The sequence below is a fragment of the Sphingomonas sp. P4_G3 genome, assembly GCF_056401105.1.
Genome location: NZ_JBFUJZ010000015.1, coordinates 17,780 through 41,598, shown reverse-complemented (window position 1 = coordinate 41,598; position 23,819 = coordinate 17,780). Strand labels below are relative to the sequence as shown.

Here is a 23,819-nt window from a genome sequence, read left to right as displayed (position 1 = left end):
ATGGGAATTTTGCGACGCTGTCGGTCGCCGCAAGTCGCGTCTCTCCCTAGACTTGCCGAAGAATGGCCATCAGCCAATTCTGGAGTGGAGAGCGGTGCCCTTCAACAAGTTCGAAGTTAACCGATTTATTTTGTTTCGATCAAAGACATGACGTTAGGGCTGCGCCCAACCGCGCGGCTTACTTGTCATACTTAATCAAGGTCTCGCCACGAACGTCTCGCAACGCCGGATCATGTCACGCGCGAGAGGGATGAAGCCATCCGGATTGGGCGGCGGATTGGTGAAGTCGAAGGCGCTGTGGCCGGCGGCGAAATCGTCCAGTGGGCAGCTGTGGAGCAATGCGGTCATGTCTCCGACGCGGCGCAGCGGACGTGCGTCGTGGACGAGCAGCACGGGCGTGCCCAACGCCAGGCAGGGGAGCGCGGCATGGATGCGCGTGGTGACGACGGCGGCCGCAGCGGCATAACGGTCGAGAAGGGCGTTGGCGGCCACTTCTCTCGCGACAGCGTCGAGCTGCTCGCCAATGAGATGCGTGACCTCTTCCACCGGCCCGGTCGCGGTCGTGCGCAGATGTGCGAGCGCGTCGGGCGGCACATCGCATGCGATGATCGTGCCGGTACGGGTGATATCCTCGCGGCGTGGCAGCGTCAGGGTCAGGCAGCCCGAATGGTAGGCTGGAATGCCGCGCCGTTCGAGTTGCTCCAATGAGAAGGCGTCGCGCGCGCCGACTGGACCCCAGCGCCGCAGGAACTCCGCGCCCGGCCCGCTGAGCATCCGCTCAAGCCGCGACCGGACCCAGCGCCTTAGCCGCGGCCTGCCACCCTGCACGAAATGCATCGAGATGAGCAGTGGCTCGATCGCCGGATTGGGTGGCCAGAAGTTGGTATCGTGCATGAACCAGCCATTGAGGATCATCCGGACCGATCCGTCATGCGCGGCGAGTGGCGCCGACAGGCGTTCGCGCGGAACGAGGACGTCGACCCGCGGCAGAAACCGACGGGCGGCCAATGCCTGGATCGTGTCGCCCAGGTTGGTGAGCCCGGGATAGTCGAGCAGGCCGAAGCGCGGCGAGGTCACGCACCTTCCTGCTGCAGACGGTCCATGAAACTGCCAGCTGCCGCAGGCTCATCCTTTCGCGCTGCGATCTTATGATTGCAGAGATGGAGCGCGCGCGTGCGCGACGTCACGTGTCGGTCGAGCGACTGGCCGGGATCGAAAATCCACCCGGCATCATCCCAGTGACAAGGGTAGAAGACATCACGGGGTTCCGCGTGATCGAGCAACCCGAACCGGCGCGCCAGCCCGGTCAGGGCAAGCGGACCCGCAACGCCCCAGGGAAGGTCGGCAAGCTCTACCGTGCCGTCCTTCCTAGACCGCCAATATGCCCAGATTCGATCCGATAGCCGCAGCCAGTCCGGCACGTAGGGATGCTCGAACAGCTCCAGCACCTGCGCGATCACCGGGCTGTCCGACGGCAGTTGCAGAACACTGGAACCAAGGGTCGCATGGTCTTGCCAGCCGAACAGCGTCTGCCCCTCGCGACACACCACCGGCGCCAGCATGTAGACGTCGAGATCGACCCAGAGCCCCTTGCTCCGCCGCTGCAGCTCGAAACGAAACCGGTCGGAGAACAGGGCCACGCTGCCGCTGCGGTGGCGAATGATCGTGTCGGCAGGCAGGATAGTCGCGGCATCGACGACGCGGACGCCGGACGGCACATCCCGCAGTGGCTCGTAACAATAGAGTTCGACCTGGTGCCCCATCGCCAGCATCGAGCGGAGGCAGGCTCGTTCGACCGGCGACAGCCGCTCGCCAATCCAGAGCGATACGCAAACGGGCAATTGATCGCTCACCTGCGGGTATTTACCCGCCTGGCAATTCCGATCAAGAGACGGCCATGACCGACATGATCCGACAGGTCGACCGCGCTCCCGCTCACCGGGGCTATGTCGTGATGACCTATCCCCGTTCGGGCGGCAGCTGGTTCGCGCAATTGCTGGGCTCGACCGGCGCGTTGGGTCGGCCCGAGGATTGGTTCAACGGTCAAGGGTATCGCGACCGTGGCATCGCTGACTATCCGCTCGACCGCGCCGGCCAGCGTGCCATGATGCTCAGTCGCGGCATGACCGAGAACGGGGTGTTCGGCGTCAAGCTCTCACCGCAGCGTCTCGACGACCTCTGGCCAGATCGCTGGGCGGAAGACTTTCCCGAGCGTCGCTTCATCCATCTCGTGCGTCGTGATCGGCTGGCGCGGGCGCTGTCGGACGTGAAAGCGCAGCAGACCCGGCAATTTCGCGCCAGCTCGACCGCGCGCGGCGAGCCGCGCTACAGCGCCGCGATGATCCGCGACATGATCCTCGCCCAGGCGGTGAACGAGGCTCGCGTCCAGCAATATTTCGCTCTCCATGACATCGCGCCGCTCGAGATCGCGTATGAGGATCTGCTCGCCGACGCCCCGGCCGTGCTGATCGGGGTTGCTGCCTTTCTCGGGGTGAGCGGTAGCGTGCAACCGAACGCCGGCAAGATCGATCTGACCATTCAGCGCGACGCGACCAATGCGGAATGGCGAACCCGTTTCCTGGCGGAGCAGCAGACGCTCGATCAAATGCCGGCACTAGTCACTGGACGATGGGAGCGGCTGATCGACCGACTTGGGGGTTTGGCGAACCGTCGCGGCGAAACGGGCTGGGCAAGAGTAGCTCGCCGCCCCTAGGCGACCAGCCGCCGCATCCCTCGGCCCAGGGCCTGGCGAATCCCAGCAAGCCCGCCGACGCGCTCGTCCTCCCACAAATCGACCGAGCTCGACACGGTCAGCTGCACGAAATTGCGCGGGCGCCGTTGTGCGTCGATCCGCGACACCGAATGCAGCGACGTATTGATGCATGGAAACAATATCATGCGGTTATGGCGCGGACGGATCGTCAATGCTTCACCATCGGCAGCGTGCAAGATCAAATCGCCGCCCGTCATCTCGTCCTCGTCGCCGTCGCACAGATAGATCAGCATCGTCGCGGCGCGGCGGCGGTGATCGACATGCGCGCCCCGCTCGTAACCGACTTTGCCCTGGAGGATGTCGGTGCGGACGAACAATTGATCGGGAGCGAGACCTGTGGGCGCGAGAAACCGCCGCTCCTTTTCGCCTCGTGCTTCGATATGCGAGACAAAGCGCGCGCGCGACAGGCCGACCACCGCCTCGCGCGCGATCACGTCGGCGAACGGCGCGAGGCACAGATCGACGAACGCCTGGCTCTGGGTCCAGTCGAAGAGCCGCCGCCACGCCGGTTGGGCATCGAGCAGCACATCGAATTCGGGATCGCCCCAGAATCGCGAATAGCCGGTCGGCCCGCTATTGTGCGGGCACGGCGGGAAGGATCCACGCAGCGCGTCATAGTCGTCGGCGTCGAGATAGCCGTCCACCATGACGTGCGGAAACGGCCAATCGCTGACAGTCGCGCGGTTCGGGCTCGCCTCCATACGCTCAGTCTATGCTTTCGCGCACGCTGGCGTCCAGTGCAGCAATCTTGCCGTCCTCGAGCCGCAGGACGCGGTCGCACCGTGCAAGGCTCTCCTTGCGGTGCGCGATCATCAAGATCGTCGGCCGCGGCGTCACGTCGAGCAGATTACCGATCAACATCCGTTCGGCGGCGACGTCGAGGGCATTGGTGGCCTCGTCCAAAATCAGCAGGCGAGGGTTGCGGATCATTGCTCGCGCGATCGCCAGCCGTTGACGTTCGCCGCCCGAAATCAATGTGCCGCGTTCGCCCACCACGGCATCGAGTCCATCGGGCATCCGCCGTACCATTGCATCGGCGCCCGCCAACTTTAGCGCATGCCACAACGCAGCCTCGCTCGCCGCCGGGTTCGCCCAAAGCAAGTTGCGCCGGATGGTATCGTAAAACAGATAGGGATCCTGCGAGATATAGCTGATGCGAGCCCGCCAGGCCGGTAAGACGGCCGGGGTTAGCGGCACGCCGTCGATCAGGATCGCGCCAGCGAGCGGCTCGTACAAGCCGACCAGCAGGTCGACCAGCGTCGTCTTCCCCGCGCCCGACAGACCGGTCAGCCCGACAAATTCTCCGCAGGCGATCGCCAAGGAACAATTGTCGAGTCCGCCGCCATCGGCGCCACCCGATACATGCGCAAAGCTGACCCCGCGAAACGCGATCTCTCCACGAAAGACGGGAGCGGCATTCGTGCTCCTCGCGACGACGGCCGTCGCCGCGGCAAGTTCTTCCTCGAGATCGGTCAATGCGCGATAGGCGGGGAGCAGCTTGGCAAGCTGCTGACTATGCTGACGCAGCGTCGCGGCAGGGCCGGTCATTCTTAGCAGAATCAGCAACAGTCCAACCAGCACCGCCGGCGCCAGATGAAGCACCAATAGGCCTACCGCCGCCACAATCATCCCGGCGATCGCCGCGATCGTACCGATCACGACCTGGCGCCGCGCCTGGCCGCGGGCAAAAGCCAGTTGATGGCCGGCGACATTGTCGAGTGCCGTCTCGACCTCGGCGACATAGCTCGCCTGGAGGTCCTGGCTGACGGCGAGTTTGAGCCCACCGAAGAACTGGACGATGGTATTCATCGCCGCCAGATTTCCCTCGACATTGGTCTGGCCGAGCGAATGCGCTTGCTGCATCGTCCGAGTCAGCAGCACACCACCCAGCCCGAGCACGGCAAGACACAGCAGCGACAGTTGCGGCGACAGGACAATCGCGGCGATGCACTGGCCCAACAACGTGATCGCCGCGATCAGCGAAAACTGCATCATCCGCGCCGCTGTCGCGACGTTCTGTACGTCGGCACCCAGAATCTGCGCGACCCGCGCCTGGTGCAAGCGTGAGATCACCTCCCAGCGTGCATGCGCGGCGCTATGGACCACCCGCTTGCGCCGCGCATCGACGAAATCGATGGTTGATCGCGACAATAGGACGTCCCGGGCCGCGACGACGACCACGCGCATGATGAACAGCCCTGCGAACAATCCGAGCATGGCTATCACCTGGCCCGACTGGCTGGGAATACCGATGCGCGTGAAGAGGGCATCGACCAGGCGGTCGAGCACCGGTTGCCGCGATCCGCGGTCGAGCGTTATCGATACCATCGGCATGATCAGAATCAATCCAGCCGCTTCGATCATCGCCGCCAGCAGCGTCGCCGCTATGCCGAGCGTACCGCGTCGGCCCGACGAGCGCGCGAGATCGCGCGCGAATTCGCCGATCAGCGACAGGATGCCAGTCGCTGCTTCCCCCGATGATGATCGCCCCCCCGGCATGTCAAATATCGGTTATCCGATCGAACAGCCGGGAGCAAATTCGGCGCTATCAGATCCTTCCTAGCAACTGCCCGACGCCACTGTTAGACTGACGTCAACCCGGGGGGGATTTGTTGACCAGATTGAGCGTCGTCATGCCGGTCAGAAACGCATTGCCGTTTCTCGATGCAGCGATTTCGAGCATTCTCGAGCAGAGCTTTGGCGAATTCGAACTGGTGATCGGCGACGACGGGTCGACTGACGGGTCGACCGAACGTCTGCTGGCATGGGCGGCGCGCGACTGTCGCATCCGGTTGCTTCATCGCAGCCAGTCCGGTGGACCGGTCGGGTCATCCAATTGGGTCGCCAATGCCGCCCGTGCGCCGGTCGTCGCGCGGATGGATGCTGACGATGTCGCCCATCGCGACCGGCTCCGGCGCCAGATCGACCTGTTCGACGGGCGGGCCGACGTGGTGCTGGTTGGCACCTTGTTCGAAGCGATCGACGCCAAGGGGCGTTTGACCCGGCGGAGCGGAGCGCGGGCGATCGATCCCGGCGACGCGCCGCCGATCGCACACGGCTCGATCATGTACCGAAAGGCGGCATTCGACCAGGTCGGCGGCTATGCCGCGGGCACCGATTATTTCGAGGACGTCGACCTGTATTACCGCATTGCCGCGGCGGGCAAGCTGATCGTGCTGACCGAACCCCTGTATCGATACCGGTTCAGCGAGACGAGCGCGCGGCTCAACATTCCCGTCGCGCAATTGCAGCACGCATTCGACGTCAAACGCGCCAAGCAGCGCGCATACCGCCGTCTGCCCCCGATTCCCCCATCGGTCGTCGATCTGCGGCCTGAAACCTTGCGCGTGGTCGGCTCGCTGCGGTTATGGTCGGGCGGGCGGCCCGGGATATTGCGACAATTGCTGAGGAGCCGGGCGCTGGGCTGGAACCTGAATGCCGTCAAGGTGTTGGCGTGGGCTGCATGGGGAGCGATCAGTCCGGGTACGTTGCGCGCGAGCATGCGATTGGCCGGCGTGCTGCGCACGCGCGCCACGCGCCGCCGCATCGGCAGCGCAACGATGGTCGAATGGCAGCCGCGCATGGCCATCGGCACCGATGGTCCTGGTCCAGTCATGAAGTCCGGCCGGTCCGTGGCCGAAGGATCGCTCGCGGGTCGCGCGAACCAACCGCGCAGCGACGGCGACTTAGCGATCACCGGCCGCGCCTGAGCGATCCGGCGCCCTTTTTTGGTGTTGCAACGATCAGTCGTGCGCTCGTCCGTCGGCTGCGCCGACCAGCGTATTGATATAGGCAGCGAGCGCGGTTCCGCCGCGCTCGGGGGCAGCCGGCGTGTCGAAGCCGTCGTCGACGCTCACCGCCGTCATTCGCGCATAGGAATCGGCCGCCGCGTCCGAAAAGCCGAGCGCGCGATACGCGTCCACCCAGCGATCGCGGGGCGTCACCTGGACCGTCACGGCTTTCCCCAGCGCGGCGGCAAAGGCGGCGGCAACGTCGTTCGCTGAATAGCGCTCCGGCCCTCGACATCTTTCGCTGCCTGACCTTGCACGCCGGCCCCGCAGATATGCGGTTGCCTCGGCGAGCGGACCGCGTCAGTCTCGGCGCGCCTGCACAGGGGGAAAATATGCGCCGGATTCTGCTCGCGTCACTGCTCGCCGCCACCGCGTCGATCGCCGGGGCCGCGTCGACGCCCAAGGAAGAGCTGATGGCCCCGCCGGCGGGCGTGCGGCATTATACGATCAGCTCGACCGCTGGGAAGCATGGTGACGTCTGGTCGTGGACGATGCCCGATGGCCGGGTCGCCTATCGCATGTCGATGTCGCTGCGCGGCTGGGTCACTGAAACCGACGAGCTCGTGACCCTGGCGCCCGACAAGCGGCCATCGGCGATCGCGATCCGCGGCTTTACCGATTCGGGCGACGCCACCGAGAATTTCGATGTTGATACCGCCGGCGTCGCGCGCTGGAAGACCGCCGTCGATTCCGGCTCCGCGCCATTCGCCGCGCGGCGCTACAATAGCTATGGCGGCCCTTGGCTCGCCAGTGAGATGGACGTCAACGCGCTAGTCGCGGCGGGCGCCAAGGGCATCGACTTATTGCCGACCGGCCATGCCAGCATCAAGATCGGCCAGCCGGTGCAGATTGACGGTCCGCAAGGCAAGAAGACCGTCAAACTTGCCTTCATCACCGGCTATGGTTTCTCTCCGTCGCCGGTCTGGCTCGATCAGGACAACCGTTTCTTCGGCAATGCCGGGCAGATCTCGCTGCTGCCCGAAGGCTATGAGAGTGACGGGCCCAAGCTCAAGGACATCCAGGACAAGGCGATCGCGGCGATGGTCCGCGACATTGCCCATAGCTTCCTGGCGCCGGCCAACCGTACGCCGACCCTGGTCGACCACGTGCTGATGTTCGATTCGGTCGCGGGCACCTATCTGCCCGACCGCGCGGTGCTGATCTCGAACGGCAAGGTCGCGTCGGTCGGCGCCGCCGGGTCGATCAAGGCGCCCGCGGGCGCGGTCGTGATCGACGGTAAAGGCAAGACGTTGCTGCCCGGCCTGTGGGACTCGCACCAGCATGTCGGCGACGACTGGAACCTGCTGCAGAACCTCGCCACGGGCATGACCAATTACCGCAGCCCCGGTTCGATGATCGACGAGGCGCTGAGCATCTACAAGCGCCGCGCCGCCGGCGACCTGCTCGCGCCCGACGGCAAGATATCGGTGATCATCGATCGCAAGGACCCGCTCGCCGCGCAGGGTGCGCTCACCGTGTCGTCGGCTGCCGAAACCATCGCCGCGGTCGACAAGATCAAGGCAGCCGGTCTGTGGGGAGTCAAATTCTATACCTCGATGAATCCGGCCTGGATCGCTCCGGGCGCTGCCGAGGCGCACAAGCTCGGCCTCCACGTCCATGGCCACGTCCCGGCGGGCATGCGCCCGCTCGACGCGGTGCGCGCGGGCTATGACGAAGTCACGCACATCAACTTCATCATGATGCAGGCGATGCCGCAGGACGTGGTCGACAAGGCCAATACCGCCGCGCGGCTCGAGGGGCCGGCCAAATACGGCAAGGATGTCGATCTCGACTCCCCCACGATGAAGGCGTTCTATGCCGAGCTGTCGAAGCGCGGGACGATCATCGATCCGACCCTGACCGTCTGGGAGCCGCTGATGACCTCGGACGGGACGGCGATGTCGCCCGAATATGCGCCATTCGCCGAGGTCGCGCCGCCATCGGTGGTGCGCGGCTGGAAGATCCCGGGCTATCCGCTGTTCGGCGGGCTGACGCGCGACGATTTCCGCAAGAGCTTCGACAAGATGGTGGGATTGGTCGGCCGCCTTCACCAGGCCGGCGTGCGCATCGTCGCGGGGACCGATGGCTATGGACTTGAGCTGGTGCGTGAACTCGAACTCTATCAGCTGGCCGGGCTGACCAATGCGGAGTCGCTCCAGACCGCGACGATCGTGCCGGCGCGGATGACCGGGATGGACGGCCGTGTCGGATCGATTGCCCCGGGCAAGACCGCGGACATCATTCTGGTCGATGGCGACGTGTCGAAGGACCTGACCAATCTCCGCCATGTCCGGACGGTGTTCCTCGACGGCTATCGCCTCGACGGCGCCGCGCTGCGCCAGGCGAGCGGCCTCAGCGGCATGCCGAAATAGCGATCACGCACGACCGGCGGCACTCGCACCGGCCGGTAATCTTGGGGAATATCAATGATGGAACATCGCTGGACCGCGATCGTCACGATCGTGGCGTTGCTGGTCTATTTCTACATGAGCCTGCAGGTCGGCCGCGTGCGCGGCACATCGGGCATCGCCGCGCCCGCCATGACCGGCGACCCGCTGCTCGAACGTGCGGTCAGGGTGCATATCAACACACTCGAAGGGCTGCCGCTGTTCCTGGGCGGCTTGTGGCTGTTCGCGATCTATTGGAACGAATATGTCGCCGCCGGACTCGGTGTGGTGTGGATCGCCGGGCGGCTGATCTATGCCGCCGGCTATATGGCCGAGCCCGGCAAGCGCAGCACCGGCTTCCTGATTCAGTTCGCGGCCAGCGGGGTTCTGCTGCTCGGGGCGCTGGGGAGGATCGTCTATACCTTGGTGACGGGTGGGGTCTGATGGACCTTGCGTCGCGGGCTTAGAATTTATCGGGATGCCGGTCTCTGGACAGGATGATCGTATCGCCCTGTCGATCGACCTTGGCATCGAATATGGCGGCGACGGCCCGGCTGAATCCCGCCGGGTCGTTTGCGGCAAAAAGGCCGGTGACCGGCTCGCGCGCCAGGCTGGCATCGCGGATTTGGATACGGGTGTCGCTATAGCGGGCGAAGCTGTCCGCCGCAGTCTGCAGCGTCTCGCCTTCAAACGCGATCTTGCCTTCCAGCCATGCCAACCCGCGCGTCACGGCATCGGACGGAACCGGTAAAGGCCGCTCGGGCGGCGTTGGCCGAAACAAGTGCGGCTCGGCCAGATCCAGCTTCATATCGGATGTTACCGCGACCACGCGTTGATCGCCCCATGCTGGCGCGGTCAGCCTGACCTCTCCCTGGTGAACCAGCAGATTGACTGGCGCGCCGGTCAGCTTGCGGACGTTGAATGTGGCCTGGCCCGTTATCAGGCGACGCCCGTCGACCTCGACGACGAGCGGCTTCGTCCTGCCCCGCGCGACCGAGAAGAAAGCCTCGCCCTTGAGCAGGGTCACGCGCCTCTCGTCCGCGCCGTCGCGAATTCTGATGCTGGTATCGGTGTTCAGCATGACCGTCGAACCGTCCTTCAACGGCACCAGGCGAAGCTCGCCCCGGCCCGTGCTGATCGTCGTGCCGGCAGCGGGCATGCCGACCCCCAACGCGATCAACGTCGCACCGGCGACGGCCGAGCCCGACCAGATCAAGGTCCGGCGGCGCGAAATCCCGTTCTTGTCGGCAGGCATGGGAGGGGCAAAATCGGCGGGATCGAAGCGCGACCCCAATGCCTGGGCGGACTCGCTCTTCAGCGCGATCGCCTGTGCCCGCAACATGGCGCCGCGCCGCCGCGGATCGCCATGCAGCCACGCTTCGAGCTCAGCCTGCTCGCCTGGGGTCAGCTGTCCACGATCAAGCCGCGCCGTCCAATCGGACGCGGTTTCATCAATGCTTCGACTGGATTCGAATGTCGGCATCTAGCGAGGCAATCTCCACACCCTTGCTTCTAGAGCCTCGAGACAGCGCTCTTCCGCCATGTCCAAACCACTCGATCAGGAAACGAATGCCTCTGGATATATGCTTTTCGACGGTATTCTCTGAAATGTTCATTTGGGAAGCGATTTCGCGCTGGGGCAAACCGTGGACCCGGCGCAAGATGAAGGCCTCGCGCATTTTATCGGGCATCGCCGCGATCGCGTGGGCCGTTCGCGCAATTCGTCGCGATCCACGGCATATTGTTCGGGTGAGGGACTGTCGTCAGGGCAATCGAACCGCTCGTCGATCGCGTGGAGGGGCACGATCCGGGCGCGGCGGATGTGGCGCGTGATCAGCGAGCGGGCGATCTGGAACAGATAGGCGCGCGGATAGCTGATCGTATCGACGCGCTCCATCTCGGCGAAGATCGCATAGGATTGCTGGATGACGTCGTCCGGCTCGAGCCCCACGACCGTGGATCGGGACAGCCATGCGCGCAGTTCCGGCTCATGCGGCAGGATGTTTCGAAGAAACCAGCGTGTTCGTTCCTGGTCGAATCCGCTCATCTGGTATCCGTAGGCAAGGGAAATGGGTATCCCGCGACCGCCCGCGATCCACATGGTGGAACCAGGCCGCGCCGTGTCGATTCGAACCTCCGCTAGCCTGAATATGTGACAGTCCGTCGCGCGGGCGGCGCTTCCAGACGCGATGGCGGCAACGGACGGCACGCGGCCCACGTCGCGCTCGCGCGCCGGACCAGCAGCGCAAAATTTTCTTCCGCCCGGTGGCGGAAGCGGTCAGCCCAAGGCTCTCAGTCCCCAACAGGGCGACGATCGTCGCATGCAAAAGGGGGATGAAGATGTTTTCGCGTCATACCATTCTGTGCGGCAGCGCCATCGCCGCCAGTGTCGTGTCGGCGCCCGCTTATGCGCAGGGCCGCAGCTTCGATATCCCCGCGCAGGCCGCGGTGAAGGCGATCCCGGAGCTCGCCAGGCAGGGCCAGATCCAGATCGTGGCCTCGGCGCGCGACCTGGCCGGCGTTCGCACGCCGGCGATCAAGGGCACGATGGATGCGCGCGAAGCGTTGCGCCGCCTGATCGCGGGGACGCCGCTCCGCATCGTCGGCGACGACGGGCAGACGGTCACGCTGCGGTCGAACCGTGCGTCTGACAATGGCAAGGGGCGTAGCGTCGGGAACGGCGTGATCCGCGGTCGTGTGCTCAACACGGCGACCGGCCAGTATCTGCATAATGCCGAGGTGCGCGTCGAAGGCACCGATATCGTCACCTATACCGACGACGACGGCAGCTTCCGCATCACCGACGTCCCGAACGGCGAGGTCACGATCGTGGTGCGCTATGCCGGTTTGCAGGACATCAGGACCACCGCCAATATCGCCATCGGCAAGCCGGCGTCGGTCGACATCGCGATGCGGCCGCAGGCGCTCAATGCCGGGAACGAGGGCAGTCAGGATATCACGGTCGTGGGCGTGCGCTCCGGCGAAGCCGCCGCGCTGATGAAGCGGCGTTCCGCGCCCAATGCCATGAATGCGGTCGACGCGGACAATTTCGGCGCGCTGACGATGGGCGACGTCGGCGAATTCCTCAAGAACATGCCCGGCATCTCGCTCGACTATGTCGAGGTCGATACCAATGCCGTGCGCATTGGCGGCCTCGATCCCAAATATTCGCTGTTCACGACCGACGGCGCCCGCATGGCGACCGCGACCTCGAACAACAATGCCGGCCGCCAGAACTCGTTCGAGCAGATGTCGATCACCGGCATCTCGCGGATCGAACTCAACAACACGCTGACCGCCGGGATGGACGCCGACGCCCCGGGGGGCTCGATCAACCTGGTCAGCAAATATGCCTTCCAGCGCAAGAAGCGCCTGTTGCAGCTGCAAATCGGGGCGATCGGCACGTCCGATTCCCAATTCGCCGCGCGGTACATGCCGGACGACAAGAAGCATGCGACGATCTTTCCGTCCGCGCAGGTTTCCTTCGCCGACGTCTTCCTCAATGGTCGTCTCGGGGTCGCGCTCAGCGGCAGCTACAACGCCAATTATGTTGAGCAGGATCGCGTCCAGACCGATTGGTCCTACCTGAAGGACGGTACGGTCCTGCCCTATCAGGTGATGTGGCGCCCCGGGCCGAAGTTCACGCACCGCGAAGCGGTGAACGGCGCGATCGACTATAAATTCTCCGACAAGCTCGTCTTCTCGCTGCGCGGAACCTACTCATTCTACGACGTCGAATATTTCAACCAATACACTTTCCTGACGTTCGGCACCTCGGCCAAGAGCTATGCCACCGCGGATTCGACGCCGACCCATATCGTCGTCAATCCGAACGGCGCCAACACCAACGTCAACACGCAATATTCGCATCGCTACGCCGGCACGCCGGCCGGGATCATCGCCCCCAAGCTGGAATATCAGGGCGACAGCTGGGACATCGTGCTGCGCGGCGCTTATTCCAGCTCGGAATACCATTTCCGCGACGGCAGCAAGGGCTTCTTCCAGCGCGACGACACCAAGGATTCGGGGATCGGCTTCACGCTCGATCGCGCCTCATCCGAGTCCCCGGCTTATACGCTGACCCAGACCGCCGGGCCGTCGTGGAGCAATCCCGACAATTGGCTGCCGGTCAGCAATACCGTGCGGTCGGCGGAGTCCAATGCCGCCGGCCGTCAATATGGCGGCAATCTCGACATCAAGAAGAAGTTCGATGTGGGCCCCGTTCGCGCCACCTTGCTGGCCGGCGGCGGCATCCGCACCAACGAATGGTCGACCACCGAAGGGTCCTACAATCTGTTCAATTATGTCGGCCCCAAGGGGTCGACCCTCCCGGCGACGACCAATTACCAATTCCAGATCCGCGGCTTCGACGCCGGCAATTTCAACGATCAGGGCTGGCGCGCCGACAGCAATTACGCGACCTGGGCGCTCTATCAGCAGCATCCGGAATATTTCGTGCCCGACGTCGTGGGCAATTTGCAGCGCGACTACCTCAACAATCATCGCGTCCGCGAAACGATCAGCTCCGGCTATGTCGAGCTGCAAGGCCAGGTCGACAAACTCAAGTTCGACCTCGGCCTGCGTTATGAAGGAACCCGCGAAGGCGCGCTGATCGCGAAAGTCCGCCCGGCGAAAGATGTCCTCGCCGCGGGGTACAAGGCCGGCACCGTCGATTATGTGAATTATCAATATTATAACGGCCAGCAGCTGTGGAAGACCGGCGATTATGGCGACTGGTTCCTGAGCGGCGGGCTCAAATACGATTTCAACCGACATCTGGTCGCGCAATTCGCCTTCAGCCAGGCGATCCTGCGTCCCGACTATGGCAATCTCGGCGGCGCCATCTCGGTCAACGACACGACCCAGATCGTCACCGTGCCCAACCCGCTGCTCAAGCCCGAGCATTCGACGAAATATTATGCCAGCCTGCAATATTATCTCGAGCCGGCGGGCATCATCGCGATTTCGGCCTATCGGCTCGACGTCAAGGACATGCAGGTGACGGGCATCACCATCGATCCCAAGGACGCCGGCTACAGCGACAGCGACTATAGCGGCTATACCTTCGTCAGCACGGTGAATCAGCCGGGCGTGAGCAGCACCAACGGCGTGACGTTCGAATATGACCAGCAGCTGACCTTCCTGCCGGGGGCGCTGAAAGGCTTCGGGCTTCGCGGATCGTTCAACCTGGTCGACCCCGATGGCGTGCGCGTGAACCTGCCCAAATATTCGGCCAATTGGGGCATCCGCTATGGCCGCGGTCCGATCGATTTCCAGCTGACCGGCAATTATCAGTCGTCCTACCGCACCAGCGCGCTGAGCAACACGCCGACGACTGCCACCAACGGTATCCTTTATCACGCCGACCGCACGCTGTGGAACGTCAGCGCGACGTACAAGATCTCCAAGAAATACGCGGTGCAGATCGCCGGCCGAAACATCTTCAACGCGCCGGACATCGTCTATTCCAACATCCGCAGCCGGGTGCAGCTCTACAGCATCTATGGATCGATGTGGAACGTCGCGTTCAAGGCCACTTTCTGAGCCGCCATTTCATCGATCAGTTTTGCGGAGTTTCATGATGTTGACGATCGATAGGCGTAGCCTCGTTCTGGGTGCCGGCTTTGGCCTGGGCGCGCTGCTGGTAGCGCCGGGCCGGAGCCTCGCCCAGCTGCTCGCCGCCAAGGGGTTCACGCATAGCGTGGCGAGCGGAGAGCCCGGCCCCGATTCCATGCTGCTATGGACGCGGTACGTGCCCGCGACGGGCGAGGACATCGTTCGGCTCGATGCCGAAGTCGCGCTCGATCCTGATTTCACCAAGGTGATGTCTGGCCGCAGCGTGCGCACCGGCGTCTATCGGGACTGGACGGCGAAGATCACGGTCGACGGGCTGAAACCGGGAACGGTTTACTGGTATCGCTTCGTCGCCCCCGATGGCAGCCGCTCGCCGGTCGGCCGGACGAAGACCTTGCCGACGGACGATGCCGCTCGCTTCGGACTGGCGGTGTTCTCTTGCTCGAACATGCCGGTCGGCTGGTTCAACGCTTATGGCCATGCGGCCAAGCGGACCGACCTGGATCTCTGGATGCATGTCGGCGACTATTTCTACGAATACGGCAACGCATCCTATAAGGACAAGATTATCGCCGGCCGGGCGGTGGAACCCGATCATGAAATCCTCGCGATCGCCGATTATCGCCTGCGTTATGCCTGCTATCGCGCCGATGGCGATCTGCAGCGGCTGCATCAGATGGCGCCGATGGTTGCCTTCTGGGACGATCACGAATCCGCCAATGACAGCTGGGAAGGCGGGGCGCAAAACCATCAGCCGAAGACCGAAGGCGATTGGAACCCGCGCCGCGCCGCCGCGATGCAGGTCTATCGCGAATGGATGCCGGTGTCCGACGAACCCTGGAAATCCTATCCGATCGGGACGCTGGCAACGCTCTACCGCACCGAATCGCGGTTGCTGGCGCGCACCAAACAGGCCGATATCGCCGCCGCTTATCACGCCCCTGATACCGATGGCGCGCTCAAGGCGTTTCGCGACGGCGTGTGGCAGGATCCTTCCGCGACCATGCTCGGGTCGACCCAGGAAAGCTGGCTGGCGCATGCGCTGAAGGCCGGCGCCCGGTCGACCGCCTGGCAGCTGGTCGGCATGGGCACGATCCTTGGCCGGACGGTGATGCCCGGCGACGCGGTCGGCTGGCTCCGCTCCGACGCCAGCGATCAGGTCGTGAGCCGCTTCAAGAACGATGTTCGCGCGGCGCGGATCGGCCTGCCGATGTGGATGGATCGCTGGGACGGCTATCCCGCCGCGCGGTCGCGATTGCTGAAATCGGCGCAGGAGGCGGACGCGGATCTCGTCATGCTGTCGGGCGACAGTCATAACGCCTGGGCTTATTCGCTGGTCGAGGACGGAAAGCGCGCCGGCGTCGAGTTCGCCGGCCACAGCGTCACCTCGGGCGGCCTGGAGGGTAGTTTCCGCGCCGACTCAAAGAGTGTCGCCCGGGGCTTCGTCGCCGCCAATCCCGAGCTGCAATGGGCCGACACGAGTCAGCGGGGCTATATGATGATCGACATCACGCCGCAGCGCGTAACGGGCGAGTGGCTATTCATGCGGACGATCCAATCTCCGAGCGTCGAGCTCGCAGGGTCGCATCAGATGCATGTCGACCGTGGTCGAAGGGCATTTGCTGGTTGAACGATCTCTTCGGCGCGTTGCCCCAGAGCGTCGCGCGTGATTTCTGAATCACGCGCTCCGTTCTAGTTATTTGTCGTCGCATCGCTTTTTGCGGAAAACCGGTACCCACTTTTCCGCGCGATGCTCTAGCAGTGATTGCTCAACTACCCGGGCCGCCTACTCTCCGCGCTGCAGGATGATCCCCAATTCCTCGACGTCGAGATCGCGTTCGAGTTCTTGCAATACCTCGTCCTCGATCAGCCCAGCGCGGTGGGCGCGGATCAGTTCGGCGCGGCCCGCGGCGATCGCGGTCAGGATCACGTCGAAATGCGGGCGGACATTCTCCATGAACGTATCCGCGTCCGCCGCGTAGCGCTGGATCGCCTCTAGCCGCTTGTGTGATTGCTTGAGCAATTGCGGGTGGATCAGCGTGCCGTCCTGGTCATAGGCATTGGCTTCGACCGCCGCGTTGCGAGCGCCGGCGATCGCCGCCTCGGTCTCCGCCATCGTCATCTTCGCCGGCGGGTCCTTGTCCTCGGGTTCGACCGTCCGGATCAGCCAGCCCAGGCTCGTCCCCTGTACGACGACGGTGGCGAAGATCACCGCGAAGGCAGTGACCAGCATCAGGTCGCGCCCCGGCATCGCCGCGGGCAGGGACAGCGCCACCGCCAGCGTGACGACGCCGCGCATGCCCGTCCAGCTCAGCACTGTCGCCTGGCGCACGCCGAGCGGCCGCGCGCGCTTCAGTCCCATCGCGCGGAGGGCAGAGAGCAGGCCGTCATTGGCGAAGATCCAGGCGAAGCGCGCCGCGACGATGGTCAGGATGACGCCCAGGATCGGGATCGTCATCGTCGCGGTGACCGCCTCGACCCCGCCGACCCGATCGAGCACCCCGCGCAACGACGAGCCGATCAGGATGAAGACGATCGCCTCGAGCACGAACACCATCGTCTGCCAGAAGGCGCTGCCGCGCAGCCGGACGGGAGCGGAAAAGACGATATGCTGATACCAGCCGAGCATCAGCCCGGCGACCACCGTCGCGATCACGCCGGAGACATGAACGCGCTCGCCGGCGATATAGGCGACCCAGCACATCAAGGTATTGGCCATGATGATCAGCGTCTGGTCCTTCAGCCGCTTGACCACGAACAGCCAACCCGCCGCAACCGCCAGCCCGACCACCACCCCGCCGAGCGCGAGCAGGAAGAAACTGGTGACCGCGGCGCCGGCGCTGAACGTGCCGCTCAACGTTGCCGCCACGGCGAAGCGGAACAGCACCAGCCCGGTCGCGTCGTTGAGCAGGCTTTCGCCCTCGACCAGCGCCGACAGCCGGCGCGGGAGCTTGACGTTCTGCAGCACCGCGCGCGCCGAGACCGCGTCGGGCGGCGACACGATCGCGCCGAGCGCGAAACATGCTGCCCAGGGCAGACTGGGGACGAGCCAATGCGTGACGACCCCGACCGCCAGCGTGGTGAAGATGATCGCCCCGATGGCGAGCGACAGGATTCCCGGCAAATGCCGCCGGAACCGTCCGAACGCGGTGAAATAGGCACCGTCCATCAGCAATGGCGGCAGGAACAAGACCAGCGCCAGTTCGGGATCGAGCGCCACGGGCGGCAGTCCGGGGATGAAGGCAAGCCCACCGCCGCCCACCAGCAAGGCAGTCGATGGCGGCAGCTTCAGTCGCCGCGCCGCCCAATGCAGCGCGACGACACCGACCAGCAGGGCCAGGACGAGTTCGAAAGTCTCGACAGGACGCATCGCTTTCCCCATCTCGCCGGGCCGATGCTGACCCGCTTCCTTGCCTGATCCGATCCCGATCGTGCCACCGCGGGAGGCAGGGCGGAAGGCCTCTTCTTTCAAGGCGGCGGGTCAGCCGTACGGAAAACTTGTCGCTTGAGCGCGCGGCACCCCGGCCATTCTCGCGCAGATCGACCCCGGGCTCGCGCCGGTCAGTCAGCCGATCGGCACCGTTTCATGGAGCAACGTCATGTCGAGGCGGACGACGCCATCCTCCTCGGAAATGATATCGACGAATTCGTGATCGGCCCGGATGTGATCGCGGTCATAGCGGACCCCGCCCAGCGATGGCCCGGCGAGCAGCGTGTCGACCCCGCCGATCGTGACGGTCAGCAGGAAGCGGTCCTCGCTCGCCAGCGCGGCCAGGACGGGGCTGTCATCGGCGAGCAGATGGACCAATGTCCAGGACAGGCCGAGCAGCGGATTGGTGTCCCGGACCAGCGGCAGCGTGACGAGACTGCGAAAGAAGCGGCCGTCGCCAAGATGATGCGTCTCGAGGAACGACATCTGCGCCTGGGCGTCGGCCAGCGCGCGCGATCGCGTCGATGCCACCCGCACCATCAGCGCCTTGCTGCCCTGGTGGCGGCCGATCACGGCGACGCGGCTGAATTCGAGGCTTTGCCGCGGCCGCGCGAACCGCGCGAAGATCAGCCCGGTCATCGTCGCCGAGAAGAACAGGCCCGTCAGAATCTCGATCGACGCGATGGCGTGCGCGAAACGGGTCGCGGGTGCCATCACCCCATAGCCGACCGTCCCGAGCGTATCGACCGAGAAGAAGAACCCGTCGACCACCGAATAGGGTTGGGCATTGACGACCGCGCCCGGCATGGCCGCGTAGATCAAGCCAAACACGATGTTGACGACGAGGAACAACAGCGACACCAGGCCGATGAACATCGGCCAGGACATCTCCATGACCCAGTAATAGAGGTCGGCGAACGGCGCGGGCGCGCCGATCTTGATCGCGGGGAAGCCGCCGAGATTGATGACTTGGCGGCGTGGTTTTCTGGCCATGCCGCCTAGGTTGGGCAGGATCGAGCAGCGGTCAAGCGTCTGGCGTTCGCGCGTTAGTCATCGGTGCGCCGTTTGATCTTATTGGGCAGGTCCTTGCCCTTGGTGCGGCGCGATGGGACCTGAATCGGGTGTTTCTTCTTCCACTCCGCCCAGGTCATCGGCCCGTCGGGCGTCTGGATGATGGTGTCGTCGGCCATCGTGATTGCTTACACCAAAGCGAGGGGCGGCGCACGGTCTAGCGGCGCCATCCTTGCGGGCGGCCTCTGGCGGATGTCGCCGCCGAAATTATATCGCAGCGGCGATCAACCAATTTGGAGTACCGGATGCCGCGCGCGATCCTGGCCGTCATTCTGAGCCTGCTGACCTTTTCCTCCGCCAATGCCGGCGAACAGGACGCCGCAATCGGCACATGGCGCAACCTTCGCGACACGATGCATATCGAGATCCGCCATTGCGGCGAATCGGTGTGCGGCAAGGTCGTCTGGGCAAGCGATCAGGCGATCGCCGATGCTCGCCGCGGCGGCACGCACGACCTGATCGGTACCCAGGTCTTTCGCGATTTCCGACAGGATTCCGCGGGCAATTGGCGCGGCAAGGTATTCGTCCCGGATCTCAACAGGACGTTTTCCGGCACCATCGTGCTGGTCGACCACAATACGCTGAAGGGTGCGGGTTGCCTCGTCGGCCGCATCCTTTGCAAGTCGAAGGTGCTGGTCAGGATCGGTTAGCCGCCGCCTGGCCCTTACCTTGCGTCCGCCAATCCGCGGTCATACTCACGAATGATCGCGCTTCGGCGCCTGTTTGGACAGTAGAGACGTTGATGACCCACTATGTCGCCGCGGCGTCGAAAGGCGCCGATCGCCGCACCGGCGCGATCAAGCTCCACGGAGCCGAGGATTTCGCCGGCATGCGCAAGGCAGGGCAGGTGACAGCGTCGGTGCTCGACGCTCTCGCCGACATAGTGCAACCCGGCGTCAGCACCGAGGCGATCGACGTCTTCGCCCATGACGCGATCGTGGCCGCCGGGGCGGTTCCGGCGAATATCGGCTATCGCGGCTATGCCCATACCAGCTGCATTTCGATCAACCATGTCGTTTGCCACGGCATTCCCGGCGCGCGCACGCTGAAGGACGGCGATATCGTCAATATCGACCTGACTTCGATCGTCGATGGCTGGCACGGCGATTCCAGCAGGATGTATCTGGTCGGTAACGTGTCGGTGAAGGCGCGGCGACTGGTCGACGTCACCTACGAATGCCTGATGCGCGGGATCGAGCAGGCCAGACCGGGCAATCGGCTGGGCGATATCGGACATGCGATCCAGCAGCATGCCGAACGTCATCGCTATGGCGTCGTCCGGGATTTTGTCGGCCATGGCGTCGGCCGCGTCTATCACGACGCGCCCGATGTCCTGCATTATGGCCGGCCCGACACTGGCCCCGAACTGAGGCCTGGCATGATCTTCACCATCGAACCGATGATCAACGCCGGACGCCCCGACGTGAAGATGCTCGACGACGGTTGGACCGCGGTGACGCGCGACCGCTCGCTCTCGGCGCAGTTCGAACATTCGATCGGCATCACCGAAACCGGCTGCGAGATCTTCACCACCAGCCCGATGGGGCGTCACCGCCCGCCTTACGCGTGAGGTGATGGCTCGGCCCGATTAGTCCGACCGGCGATTGGCGATACCGCTCCGCTTATGGCCGGATCTGTCCGGTCCCTCGCCCGATCCATTTGTACGTCGTCAGTCCTTCGAGCGCGACGGGTCCACGCGCATGCAGTCGTCCCGTGGCGATGCCGATCTCGGCGCCCAATCCGAACTCGCCGCCATCGGCGAATTGGGTCGAGGCGTTCCACAGCACGATCGCGCTGTCGACCGCGGCCAGGAAGCGCTCGGCGACGGCTGCGTCCTCGGCGATGATCGCATCGGTATGGTGCGAACCGTGCGCGGCGATGAAGCTCAGCGCCTCGTCGACCCCACCGACCAAACGCGCGGAAGCGATCGCGTCGAGATATTCGGTATCCCAATCCTCGCTGCCCGCCGACACCACGCCGGGCACCAATTGCTTGAGCAACGGATCGCCGCGGACCTCGCACCCCGCCGCCTGCAGTTTCTGGATCAGCCGGCCGGCGTTGGGATAGTCGCGGTCGATCAGCAACGTCTCCATCGCGCCGCACACGCCGGTGCGGCGCATCTTGGCGTTGACGACGATGTCCTCGGCCATTGCCTGATCGGCCGAGGCGTGGACATAGATGTGGTTGATCCCGTCGAGATGCGCGAGCACCGGCACCCGCGCCTCTGCCTGAACGCGCGCAACGAGTCCCTTGCCGCCGCGCGGGACGATCATGTCGATCACGCCTTCGCCCGCCAGCATCGCGCCGACCGCGGCGCGGTCGGTCACCGGCACCAATTGCACGGCCTCGCCGGGAAGGCCGGCGGCCTCCAGCCCGCGGACCAGCGCCGCGTGGATCGCGCGATTGCTTTCGATCGCCTCGGACCCGCCGCGCAGGATCACCGCATTGCCCGATCCGATGCAGAGCGCCGCAGCGTCGGCGGTCACATTGGGCCGGCTTTCATAGATGATGCCGATCACGCCGATCGGCACGCGCACGCGCGCGAGCTTCAGGCCGTTGGGCCGCTCGATCTCGTCGATTATCTCGCCGACCGGGTCCTTGAGTGTCGCCACGGTGGCGACTCCGTCGGCGGTCGCGGCGACGCGCTCGGGCGTCAGCTTCAGCCGGTCGAGCAGCGCCGCCGACAGCCCGGCGGCAGTGCCGTTGGCCATGTCGATCTTGTTCGCGGCCAGGATGTCCGGCTCGGCATCGCGGATCGCCTGCGCCATGGCGTTCAGCGCGCGCGCCTTATCAGCGCTCGACAGCCCGGCGAGTACCAGGGCCGCGGATCGCGCATGCCGGCCCATCGACGCGATCAGCGCGACGGGATCGATTTCGATGTCGACGGTCGTTTCCATGGCGGGCCGATTATCACGCCGAAACCGGTCGCCAAAGCCCTATCGCCTTTCCTGCGGCCAATGCTATCCATCGCGCCATGAGCGGGGAATTTGCGGCAGCAGGCGATATCGCCACCGGGGCGCTGATCGGGCGTGCGGTCGAACCAAGCGCGGGCGAACACGGGGTCGGGGAGGGTGCGCACGGCGTCTGCCTCAATTGCGGCACCGCGCTGATCGGCTCGTTCTGTCATGCCTGTGGCCAGAACGGGCATGTCCACAAGACCCTGACCTCGATCGGGCATGATCTCCTTCACGGCGTGTTCCATTTCGAAGGCAAGGTGTGGCGCACCGTGCCGATGCTGGTCACGCGGCCCGGCGGGCTGACGCGGCGCTATATCGATGGCGAGCGCGCGCGCTTCGTGTCGCCGCTGGCGATGTTCCTGTTCTTCGTCTTTCTGATGTTCGCGACTTTCCATTCGCTGGAAAGCGGCACCAACTTCAACTTCGACAAAACGCCGGCGACCAAGGCCGAGAAACTGGCGAAGCTGGATGGAGAGATTGCCAGCACCCAGGCCAAGCTCGACCGCGCGCAACAGCGCGTCGCCCAGGGCAAGGCCGATGACGACGATCAGGGCGATATCGTCGGATATCAGGCGACGCTCAGCGGACTGCGGGTCGCGCGCACCAGCATCGCGGCGGGTCCCGAGCAGGGCCGCAAGGAGGCGGTGAACAACGTCAGCACCGGGTGGCCCGCGCTCGACAAGGGCATCCGCAAAGCCAACGAGAATCCCGAACTCGCGCTCTACAAGCTGCAGTCCTCGGCGTACAAATATAGCTGGGCGCTGATCCCGATCTCGGTGCCGTTCGTGGCGTTGCTGTTCCTGTGGCGGCGGCGCTTCAAGCTCTACGACCACGCCATCTTCGTGACCTATTCGCTGGCATTCATGATGCTGCTGGCGACGACCATCTCGCTGCTGATGACGATCGGCGCGCCGGCCTGGCTCTACGGCAATCTGATCGCGTTTGGCCCGCCGGTACACATCTTCTTCCAGCTGCGCGGCGCCTATCAGCTCAACTGGTTCTCGGCCCTGTGGCGCACCTTCGCGCTGCTGATCTTCGCCACGATCACGCTGACCTTGTTCGGGATCCTGCTGCTCGGACTGGGGTTGATGGAGTAGAGCGCGGCAGCCGCCGTCACTGTTCGTCCTCTTCCCGGAGTGGCGGCCGGCGCCGGTTACGGCTGGCTTTCGATCAGCGTCATCAGGTCGCGTAGCGCGTCCGCCGGAAAGTCGATCGCCTCGACATGAGCTTCGCGCAGCGGTGGCGCGCCGTGCGTCTCCTCCGGAAAGCGCGCTATACCCCAGGAATCGGCCTCGAACAGCGCGTGGTACGCTCCGTGCAGCGCGGCGCGATCTCCGTCGACGAACACATACGCCCCGGGCCGCTCGTGGATGTAGAAGGTCGTCATCATGATGACGCCGTGGCGTCCGGCACATTCGGCCAGCACGGGTATTGCGAGCAGCGGATTGGACGGCATCGGGTAATCGGCCTCGCGGCCGGGCGGCAGCGCGACGATCCGGTCGAACCGCTCGGCGATCCGTAGCGCGTCGATCATCGGGCAGTGTCCGCCCCGTTGCCCATCGGGCCGCGTAAGCTGCCCGCGCTGGGTCAGCGTCTCGGTGCCATGTTCCAGCATTTCGCGCCGGAACGAAGCGAAGCCCGGCAAGCCGCGCGCTTCCAGGAAGCGCACCTGCCTGGCCGCGTCGGTCAGGAAATCTTCGGGATACCCCCGTGCGCGCGCCGCGGCGATGACGTACCGATCGACCTCGTCGAGCGACAGGCGCACGTCGTTCGGCAGTGCCGGACGCCGCCTTTGCCTGTCCGAAAACATGATCTTGCGCTCGAACATGCCTTTAA

The 23,819-nt window shown here is 64.7% G+C and carries 22 protein-coding genes; 9 read left to right on the top strand and 13 right to left on the bottom strand.

Annotation, left to right across the window (positions count from 1 at the left end; all coding sequences use genetic code 11):
- Positions 1 to 195: 195 nt before the first annotated feature.
- On the bottom strand, positions 196 to 1,077 hold the full coding sequence (locus AC1DQQ_RS21725) for a polysaccharide pyruvyl transferase family protein (RefSeq protein WP_478046743.1): 882 nt from the start codon (positions 1,075 to 1,077) through the stop codon (positions 196 to 198).
- The gene (locus AC1DQQ_RS21720; protein ID WP_478046742.1) at positions 1,074 to 1,853 is read right to left on the bottom strand and encodes a hypothetical protein; all 780 of its coding nucleotides are present in this window, start codon (positions 1,851 to 1,853) and stop codon (positions 1,074 to 1,076) included. Before AC1DQQ_RS21720 ends, AC1DQQ_RS21725 begins: the two co-directional genes overlap by 4 nt.
- 44 nt (positions 1,854 to 1,897) lie before the next feature.
- Here AC1DQQ_RS21720 and AC1DQQ_RS21715 point away from each other — a divergent pair, with 44 nt between their 5' ends.
- A complete protein-coding gene (locus AC1DQQ_RS21715) occupies positions 1,898 to 2,713 on the top strand; it encodes a Stf0 family sulfotransferase (RefSeq protein ID WP_478046741.1) in 816 nt (271 codons plus the stop codon).
- Here AC1DQQ_RS21715 and AC1DQQ_RS21710 read toward each other — a convergent pair.
- Positions 2,710 to 3,474, bottom strand: a complete 765-nt coding sequence (locus AC1DQQ_RS21710; protein WP_478046740.1) for a 2OG-Fe(II) oxygenase — start codon at positions 3,472 to 3,474, stop codon at positions 2,710 to 2,712. The genes AC1DQQ_RS21715 and AC1DQQ_RS21710 overlap by 4 nt on opposite strands.
- A 4-nt stretch (positions 3,475 to 3,478) precedes the next feature.
- On the bottom strand, positions 3,479 to 5,272 hold the full coding sequence (locus AC1DQQ_RS21705) for an ABC transporter ATP-binding protein (protein WP_478046739.1): 1,794 nt from the start codon (positions 5,270 to 5,272) through the stop codon (positions 3,479 to 3,481).
- A 113-nt stretch (positions 5,273 to 5,385) separates the two neighbouring features.
- Between AC1DQQ_RS21705 and AC1DQQ_RS21700 the strand changes: the two genes are divergently transcribed.
- On the top strand, positions 5,386 to 6,483 hold the full coding sequence (locus tag AC1DQQ_RS21700) for a glycosyltransferase family 2 protein (RefSeq protein WP_478046738.1): 1,098 nt from the start codon (positions 5,386 to 5,388) through the stop codon (positions 6,481 to 6,483).
- 33 nt (positions 6,484 to 6,516) lie between these two features.
- On the opposite strand, the gene AC1DQQ_RS21695 is transcribed toward AC1DQQ_RS21700, so the two are convergent.
- The gene (locus AC1DQQ_RS21695) at positions 6,517 to 6,729 is read right to left on the bottom strand and encodes a hypothetical protein (protein WP_478046737.1); all 213 of its coding nucleotides are present in this window, start codon (positions 6,727 to 6,729) and stop codon (positions 6,517 to 6,519) included.
- A 167-nt stretch (positions 6,730 to 6,896) separates the two neighbouring features.
- Here AC1DQQ_RS21695 and AC1DQQ_RS21690 point away from each other — a divergent pair, with 167 nt between their 5' ends.
- A complete protein-coding gene (locus tag AC1DQQ_RS21690; RefSeq protein ID WP_478046736.1) occupies positions 6,897 to 8,936 on the top strand; it encodes an amidohydrolase family protein in 2,040 nt (679 codons plus the stop codon).
- 54 nt (positions 8,937 to 8,990) lie between these two features.
- Positions 8,991 to 9,395, top strand: coding sequence for an MAPEG family protein (locus AC1DQQ_RS21685; RefSeq protein ID WP_478046735.1), 405 nt, complete (start codon positions 8,991 to 8,993; stop codon positions 9,393 to 9,395).
- Positions 9,396 to 9,414: 19 nt separating this feature from the next.
- Here AC1DQQ_RS21685 and AC1DQQ_RS21680 read toward each other — a convergent pair whose 3' ends face one another.
- The 3 genes from AC1DQQ_RS21680 to AC1DQQ_RS21670 are packed head-to-tail and all read right to left on the bottom strand — an operon-like array spanning position 9,415 to position 11,169.
- On the bottom strand, positions 9,415 to 10,434 hold the full coding sequence (locus tag AC1DQQ_RS21680; RefSeq protein WP_478046734.1) for a FecR family protein: 1,020 nt from the start codon (positions 10,432 to 10,434) through the stop codon (positions 9,415 to 9,417).
- The gene (locus AC1DQQ_RS21675; protein WP_478046733.1) at positions 10,403 to 10,630 is read right to left on the bottom strand and encodes a sigma factor-like helix-turn-helix DNA-binding protein; all 228 of its coding nucleotides are present in this window, start codon (positions 10,628 to 10,630) and stop codon (positions 10,403 to 10,405) included. Before AC1DQQ_RS21675 ends, AC1DQQ_RS21680 begins: the two co-directional genes overlap by 32 nt.
- Entirely contained in the window at positions 10,564 to 11,169 is a 606-nt protein-coding gene (locus tag AC1DQQ_RS21670; RefSeq protein ID WP_478046732.1) for an RNA polymerase sigma factor, read from the bottom strand. The genes AC1DQQ_RS21675 and AC1DQQ_RS21670 overlap by 67 nt, the downstream gene beginning before the upstream one ends.
- Positions 11,170 to 11,291: 122 nt before the next feature.
- Between AC1DQQ_RS21670 and AC1DQQ_RS21665 the strand changes: the two genes are divergently transcribed.
- Together AC1DQQ_RS21665 and AC1DQQ_RS21660 are read left to right on the top strand one after the other, a co-directional pair.
- Positions 11,292 to 14,495: a TonB-dependent receptor gene (locus tag AC1DQQ_RS21665; protein WP_478046731.1), complete on the top strand. Its 3,204-nt coding sequence runs from the start codon at positions 11,292 to 11,294 to the stop codon at positions 14,493 to 14,495.
- Positions 14,496 to 14,529: 34 nt separating this feature from the next.
- Positions 14,530 to 16,155: an alkaline phosphatase D family protein gene (locus AC1DQQ_RS21660; RefSeq protein WP_478031980.1), complete on the top strand. Its 1,626-nt coding sequence runs from the start codon at positions 14,530 to 14,532 to the stop codon at positions 16,153 to 16,155.
- A gap of 156 nt (positions 16,156 to 16,311) precedes the next feature.
- Here AC1DQQ_RS21660 and AC1DQQ_RS21655 read toward each other — a convergent pair whose 3' ends face one another.
- The 3 genes from AC1DQQ_RS21655 to AC1DQQ_RS21645 all read right to left on the bottom strand — a co-directional run bounded on the left by AC1DQQ_RS21655 (position 16,312) and on the right by AC1DQQ_RS21645 (position 19,145).
- Positions 16,312 to 17,895, bottom strand: coding sequence for a Na+/H+ antiporter (locus tag AC1DQQ_RS21655; RefSeq protein ID WP_478031979.1), 1,584 nt, complete (start codon positions 17,893 to 17,895; stop codon positions 16,312 to 16,314).
- A 195-nt stretch (positions 17,896 to 18,090) separates the two neighbouring features.
- Positions 18,091 to 18,948 (bottom strand): ion channel, encoded by an 858-nt coding sequence (locus AC1DQQ_RS21650; RefSeq protein ID WP_478031978.1) that lies wholly within the window; start codon positions 18,946 to 18,948, stop codon positions 18,091 to 18,093.
- A gap of 53 nt (positions 18,949 to 19,001) precedes the next feature.
- Positions 19,002 to 19,145 carry a hypothetical protein gene (locus AC1DQQ_RS21645; protein ID WP_169804917.1) on the bottom strand — a complete coding sequence of 48 codons (144 nt, stop codon included), beginning with the start codon at positions 19,143 to 19,145 and terminating at the stop codon, positions 19,002 to 19,004.
- A 126-nt stretch (positions 19,146 to 19,271) separates the two neighbouring features.
- Here AC1DQQ_RS21645 and AC1DQQ_RS21640 point away from each other — a divergent pair, with 126 nt between their 5' ends.
- Entirely contained in the window at positions 19,272 to 19,676 is a 405-nt protein-coding gene (locus AC1DQQ_RS21640; protein WP_478042738.1) for a DUF2147 domain-containing protein, read from the top strand.
- Between the two features lie 92 nt (positions 19,677 to 19,768).
- Positions 19,769 to 20,596 carry a type I methionyl aminopeptidase gene (gene map, locus AC1DQQ_RS21635; RefSeq protein ID WP_478046730.1) on the top strand — a complete coding sequence of 276 codons (828 nt, stop codon included), beginning with the start codon at positions 19,769 to 19,771 and terminating at the stop codon, positions 20,594 to 20,596.
- Positions 20,597 to 20,648: 52 nt separating this feature from the next.
- Here the strand turns inward: map and AC1DQQ_RS21630 are convergent, their stop codons facing one another.
- Positions 20,649 to 21,923, bottom strand: coding sequence for a glutamate-5-semialdehyde dehydrogenase (locus AC1DQQ_RS21630; protein ID WP_478046729.1), 1,275 nt, complete (start codon positions 21,921 to 21,923; stop codon positions 20,649 to 20,651).
- Positions 21,924 to 22,000: 77 nt separating this feature from the next.
- On the opposite strand from AC1DQQ_RS21630, the gene AC1DQQ_RS21625 reads away from it, so the two are divergent.
- Entirely contained in the window at positions 22,001 to 23,080 is a 1,080-nt protein-coding gene (locus AC1DQQ_RS21625) for a DUF3667 domain-containing protein (protein ID WP_478031973.1), read from the top strand.
- 56 nt (positions 23,081 to 23,136) lie between these two features.
- On the opposite strand, the gene AC1DQQ_RS21620 is transcribed toward AC1DQQ_RS21625, so the two are convergent.
- Complete coding sequence (locus tag AC1DQQ_RS21620) at positions 23,137 to 23,811, bottom strand: hypothetical protein (RefSeq protein ID WP_478046728.1); 675 nt, start codon at positions 23,809 to 23,811, stop codon at positions 23,137 to 23,139.
- Positions 23,812 to 23,819 lie beyond the last annotated feature (8 nt).

What these genes read in the sequence shown, in the direction of transcription:
- AC1DQQ_RS21715 (WP_478046741.1), top strand. Translation starts at nt 1,898, where the DNA reads ATGACCGACATGATCCGACAGGTCGACCGCGCTCCCGCTCACCGGGGC.
- AC1DQQ_RS21710 (WP_478046740.1), bottom strand. Translation starts at nt 3,474, where the DNA reads ATGGAGGCGAGCCCGAACCGCGCGACTGTCAGCGATTGGCCGTTTCCG.
- AC1DQQ_RS21705 (WP_478046739.1), bottom strand. Translation starts at nt 5,272, where the DNA reads ATGCCGGGGGGGCGATCATCATCGGGGGAAGCAGCGACTGGCATCCTG.
- AC1DQQ_RS21690 (WP_478046736.1), top strand. Translation starts at nt 6,897, where the DNA reads ATGCGCCGGATTCTGCTCGCGTCACTGCTCGCCGCCACCGCGTCGATC.
- AC1DQQ_RS21685 (WP_478046735.1), top strand. Translation starts at nt 8,991, where the DNA reads ATGATGGAACATCGCTGGACCGCGATCGTCACGATCGTGGCGTTGCTG.
- AC1DQQ_RS21680 (WP_478046734.1), bottom strand. Translation starts at nt 10,434, where the DNA reads ATGCCGACATTCGAATCCAGTCGAAGCATTGATGAAACCGCGTCCGAT.
- AC1DQQ_RS21675 (WP_478046733.1), bottom strand. Translation starts at nt 10,630, where the DNA reads ATGCGCGAGGCCTTCATCTTGCGCCGGGTCCACGGTTTGCCCCAGCGC.
- AC1DQQ_RS21665 (WP_478046731.1), top strand. Translation starts at nt 11,292, where the DNA reads ATGTTTTCGCGTCATACCATTCTGTGCGGCAGCGCCATCGCCGCCAGT.
- AC1DQQ_RS21660 (WP_478031980.1), top strand. Translation starts at nt 14,530, where the DNA reads ATGATGTTGACGATCGATAGGCGTAGCCTCGTTCTGGGTGCCGGCTTT.
- AC1DQQ_RS21655 (WP_478031979.1), bottom strand. Translation starts at nt 17,895, where the DNA reads ATGCGTCCTGTCGAGACTTTCGAACTCGTCCTGGCCCTGCTGGTCGGT.
- AC1DQQ_RS21650 (WP_478031978.1), bottom strand. Translation starts at nt 18,948, where the DNA reads ATGGCCAGAAAACCACGCCGCCAAGTCATCAATCTCGGCGGCTTCCCC.
- AC1DQQ_RS21645 (WP_169804917.1), bottom strand. Translation starts at nt 19,145, where the DNA reads ATGGCCGACGACACCATCATCCAGACGCCCGACGGGCCGATGACCTGG.
- AC1DQQ_RS21640 (WP_478042738.1), top strand. Translation starts at nt 19,272, where the DNA reads ATGCCGCGCGCGATCCTGGCCGTCATTCTGAGCCTGCTGACCTTTTCC.
- map (WP_478046730.1), top strand. Translation starts at nt 19,769, where the DNA reads ATGACCCACTATGTCGCCGCGGCGTCGAAAGGCGCCGATCGCCGCACC.
- AC1DQQ_RS21630 (WP_478046729.1), bottom strand. Translation starts at nt 21,923, where the DNA reads ATGGAAACGACCGTCGACATCGAAATCGATCCCGTCGCGCTGATCGCG.
- AC1DQQ_RS21625 (WP_478031973.1), top strand. Translation starts at nt 22,001, where the DNA reads ATGAGCGGGGAATTTGCGGCAGCAGGCGATATCGCCACCGGGGCGCTG.
- AC1DQQ_RS21620 (WP_478046728.1), bottom strand. Translation starts at nt 23,811, where the DNA reads ATGTTCGAGCGCAAGATCATGTTTTCGGACAGGCAAAGGCGGCGTCCG.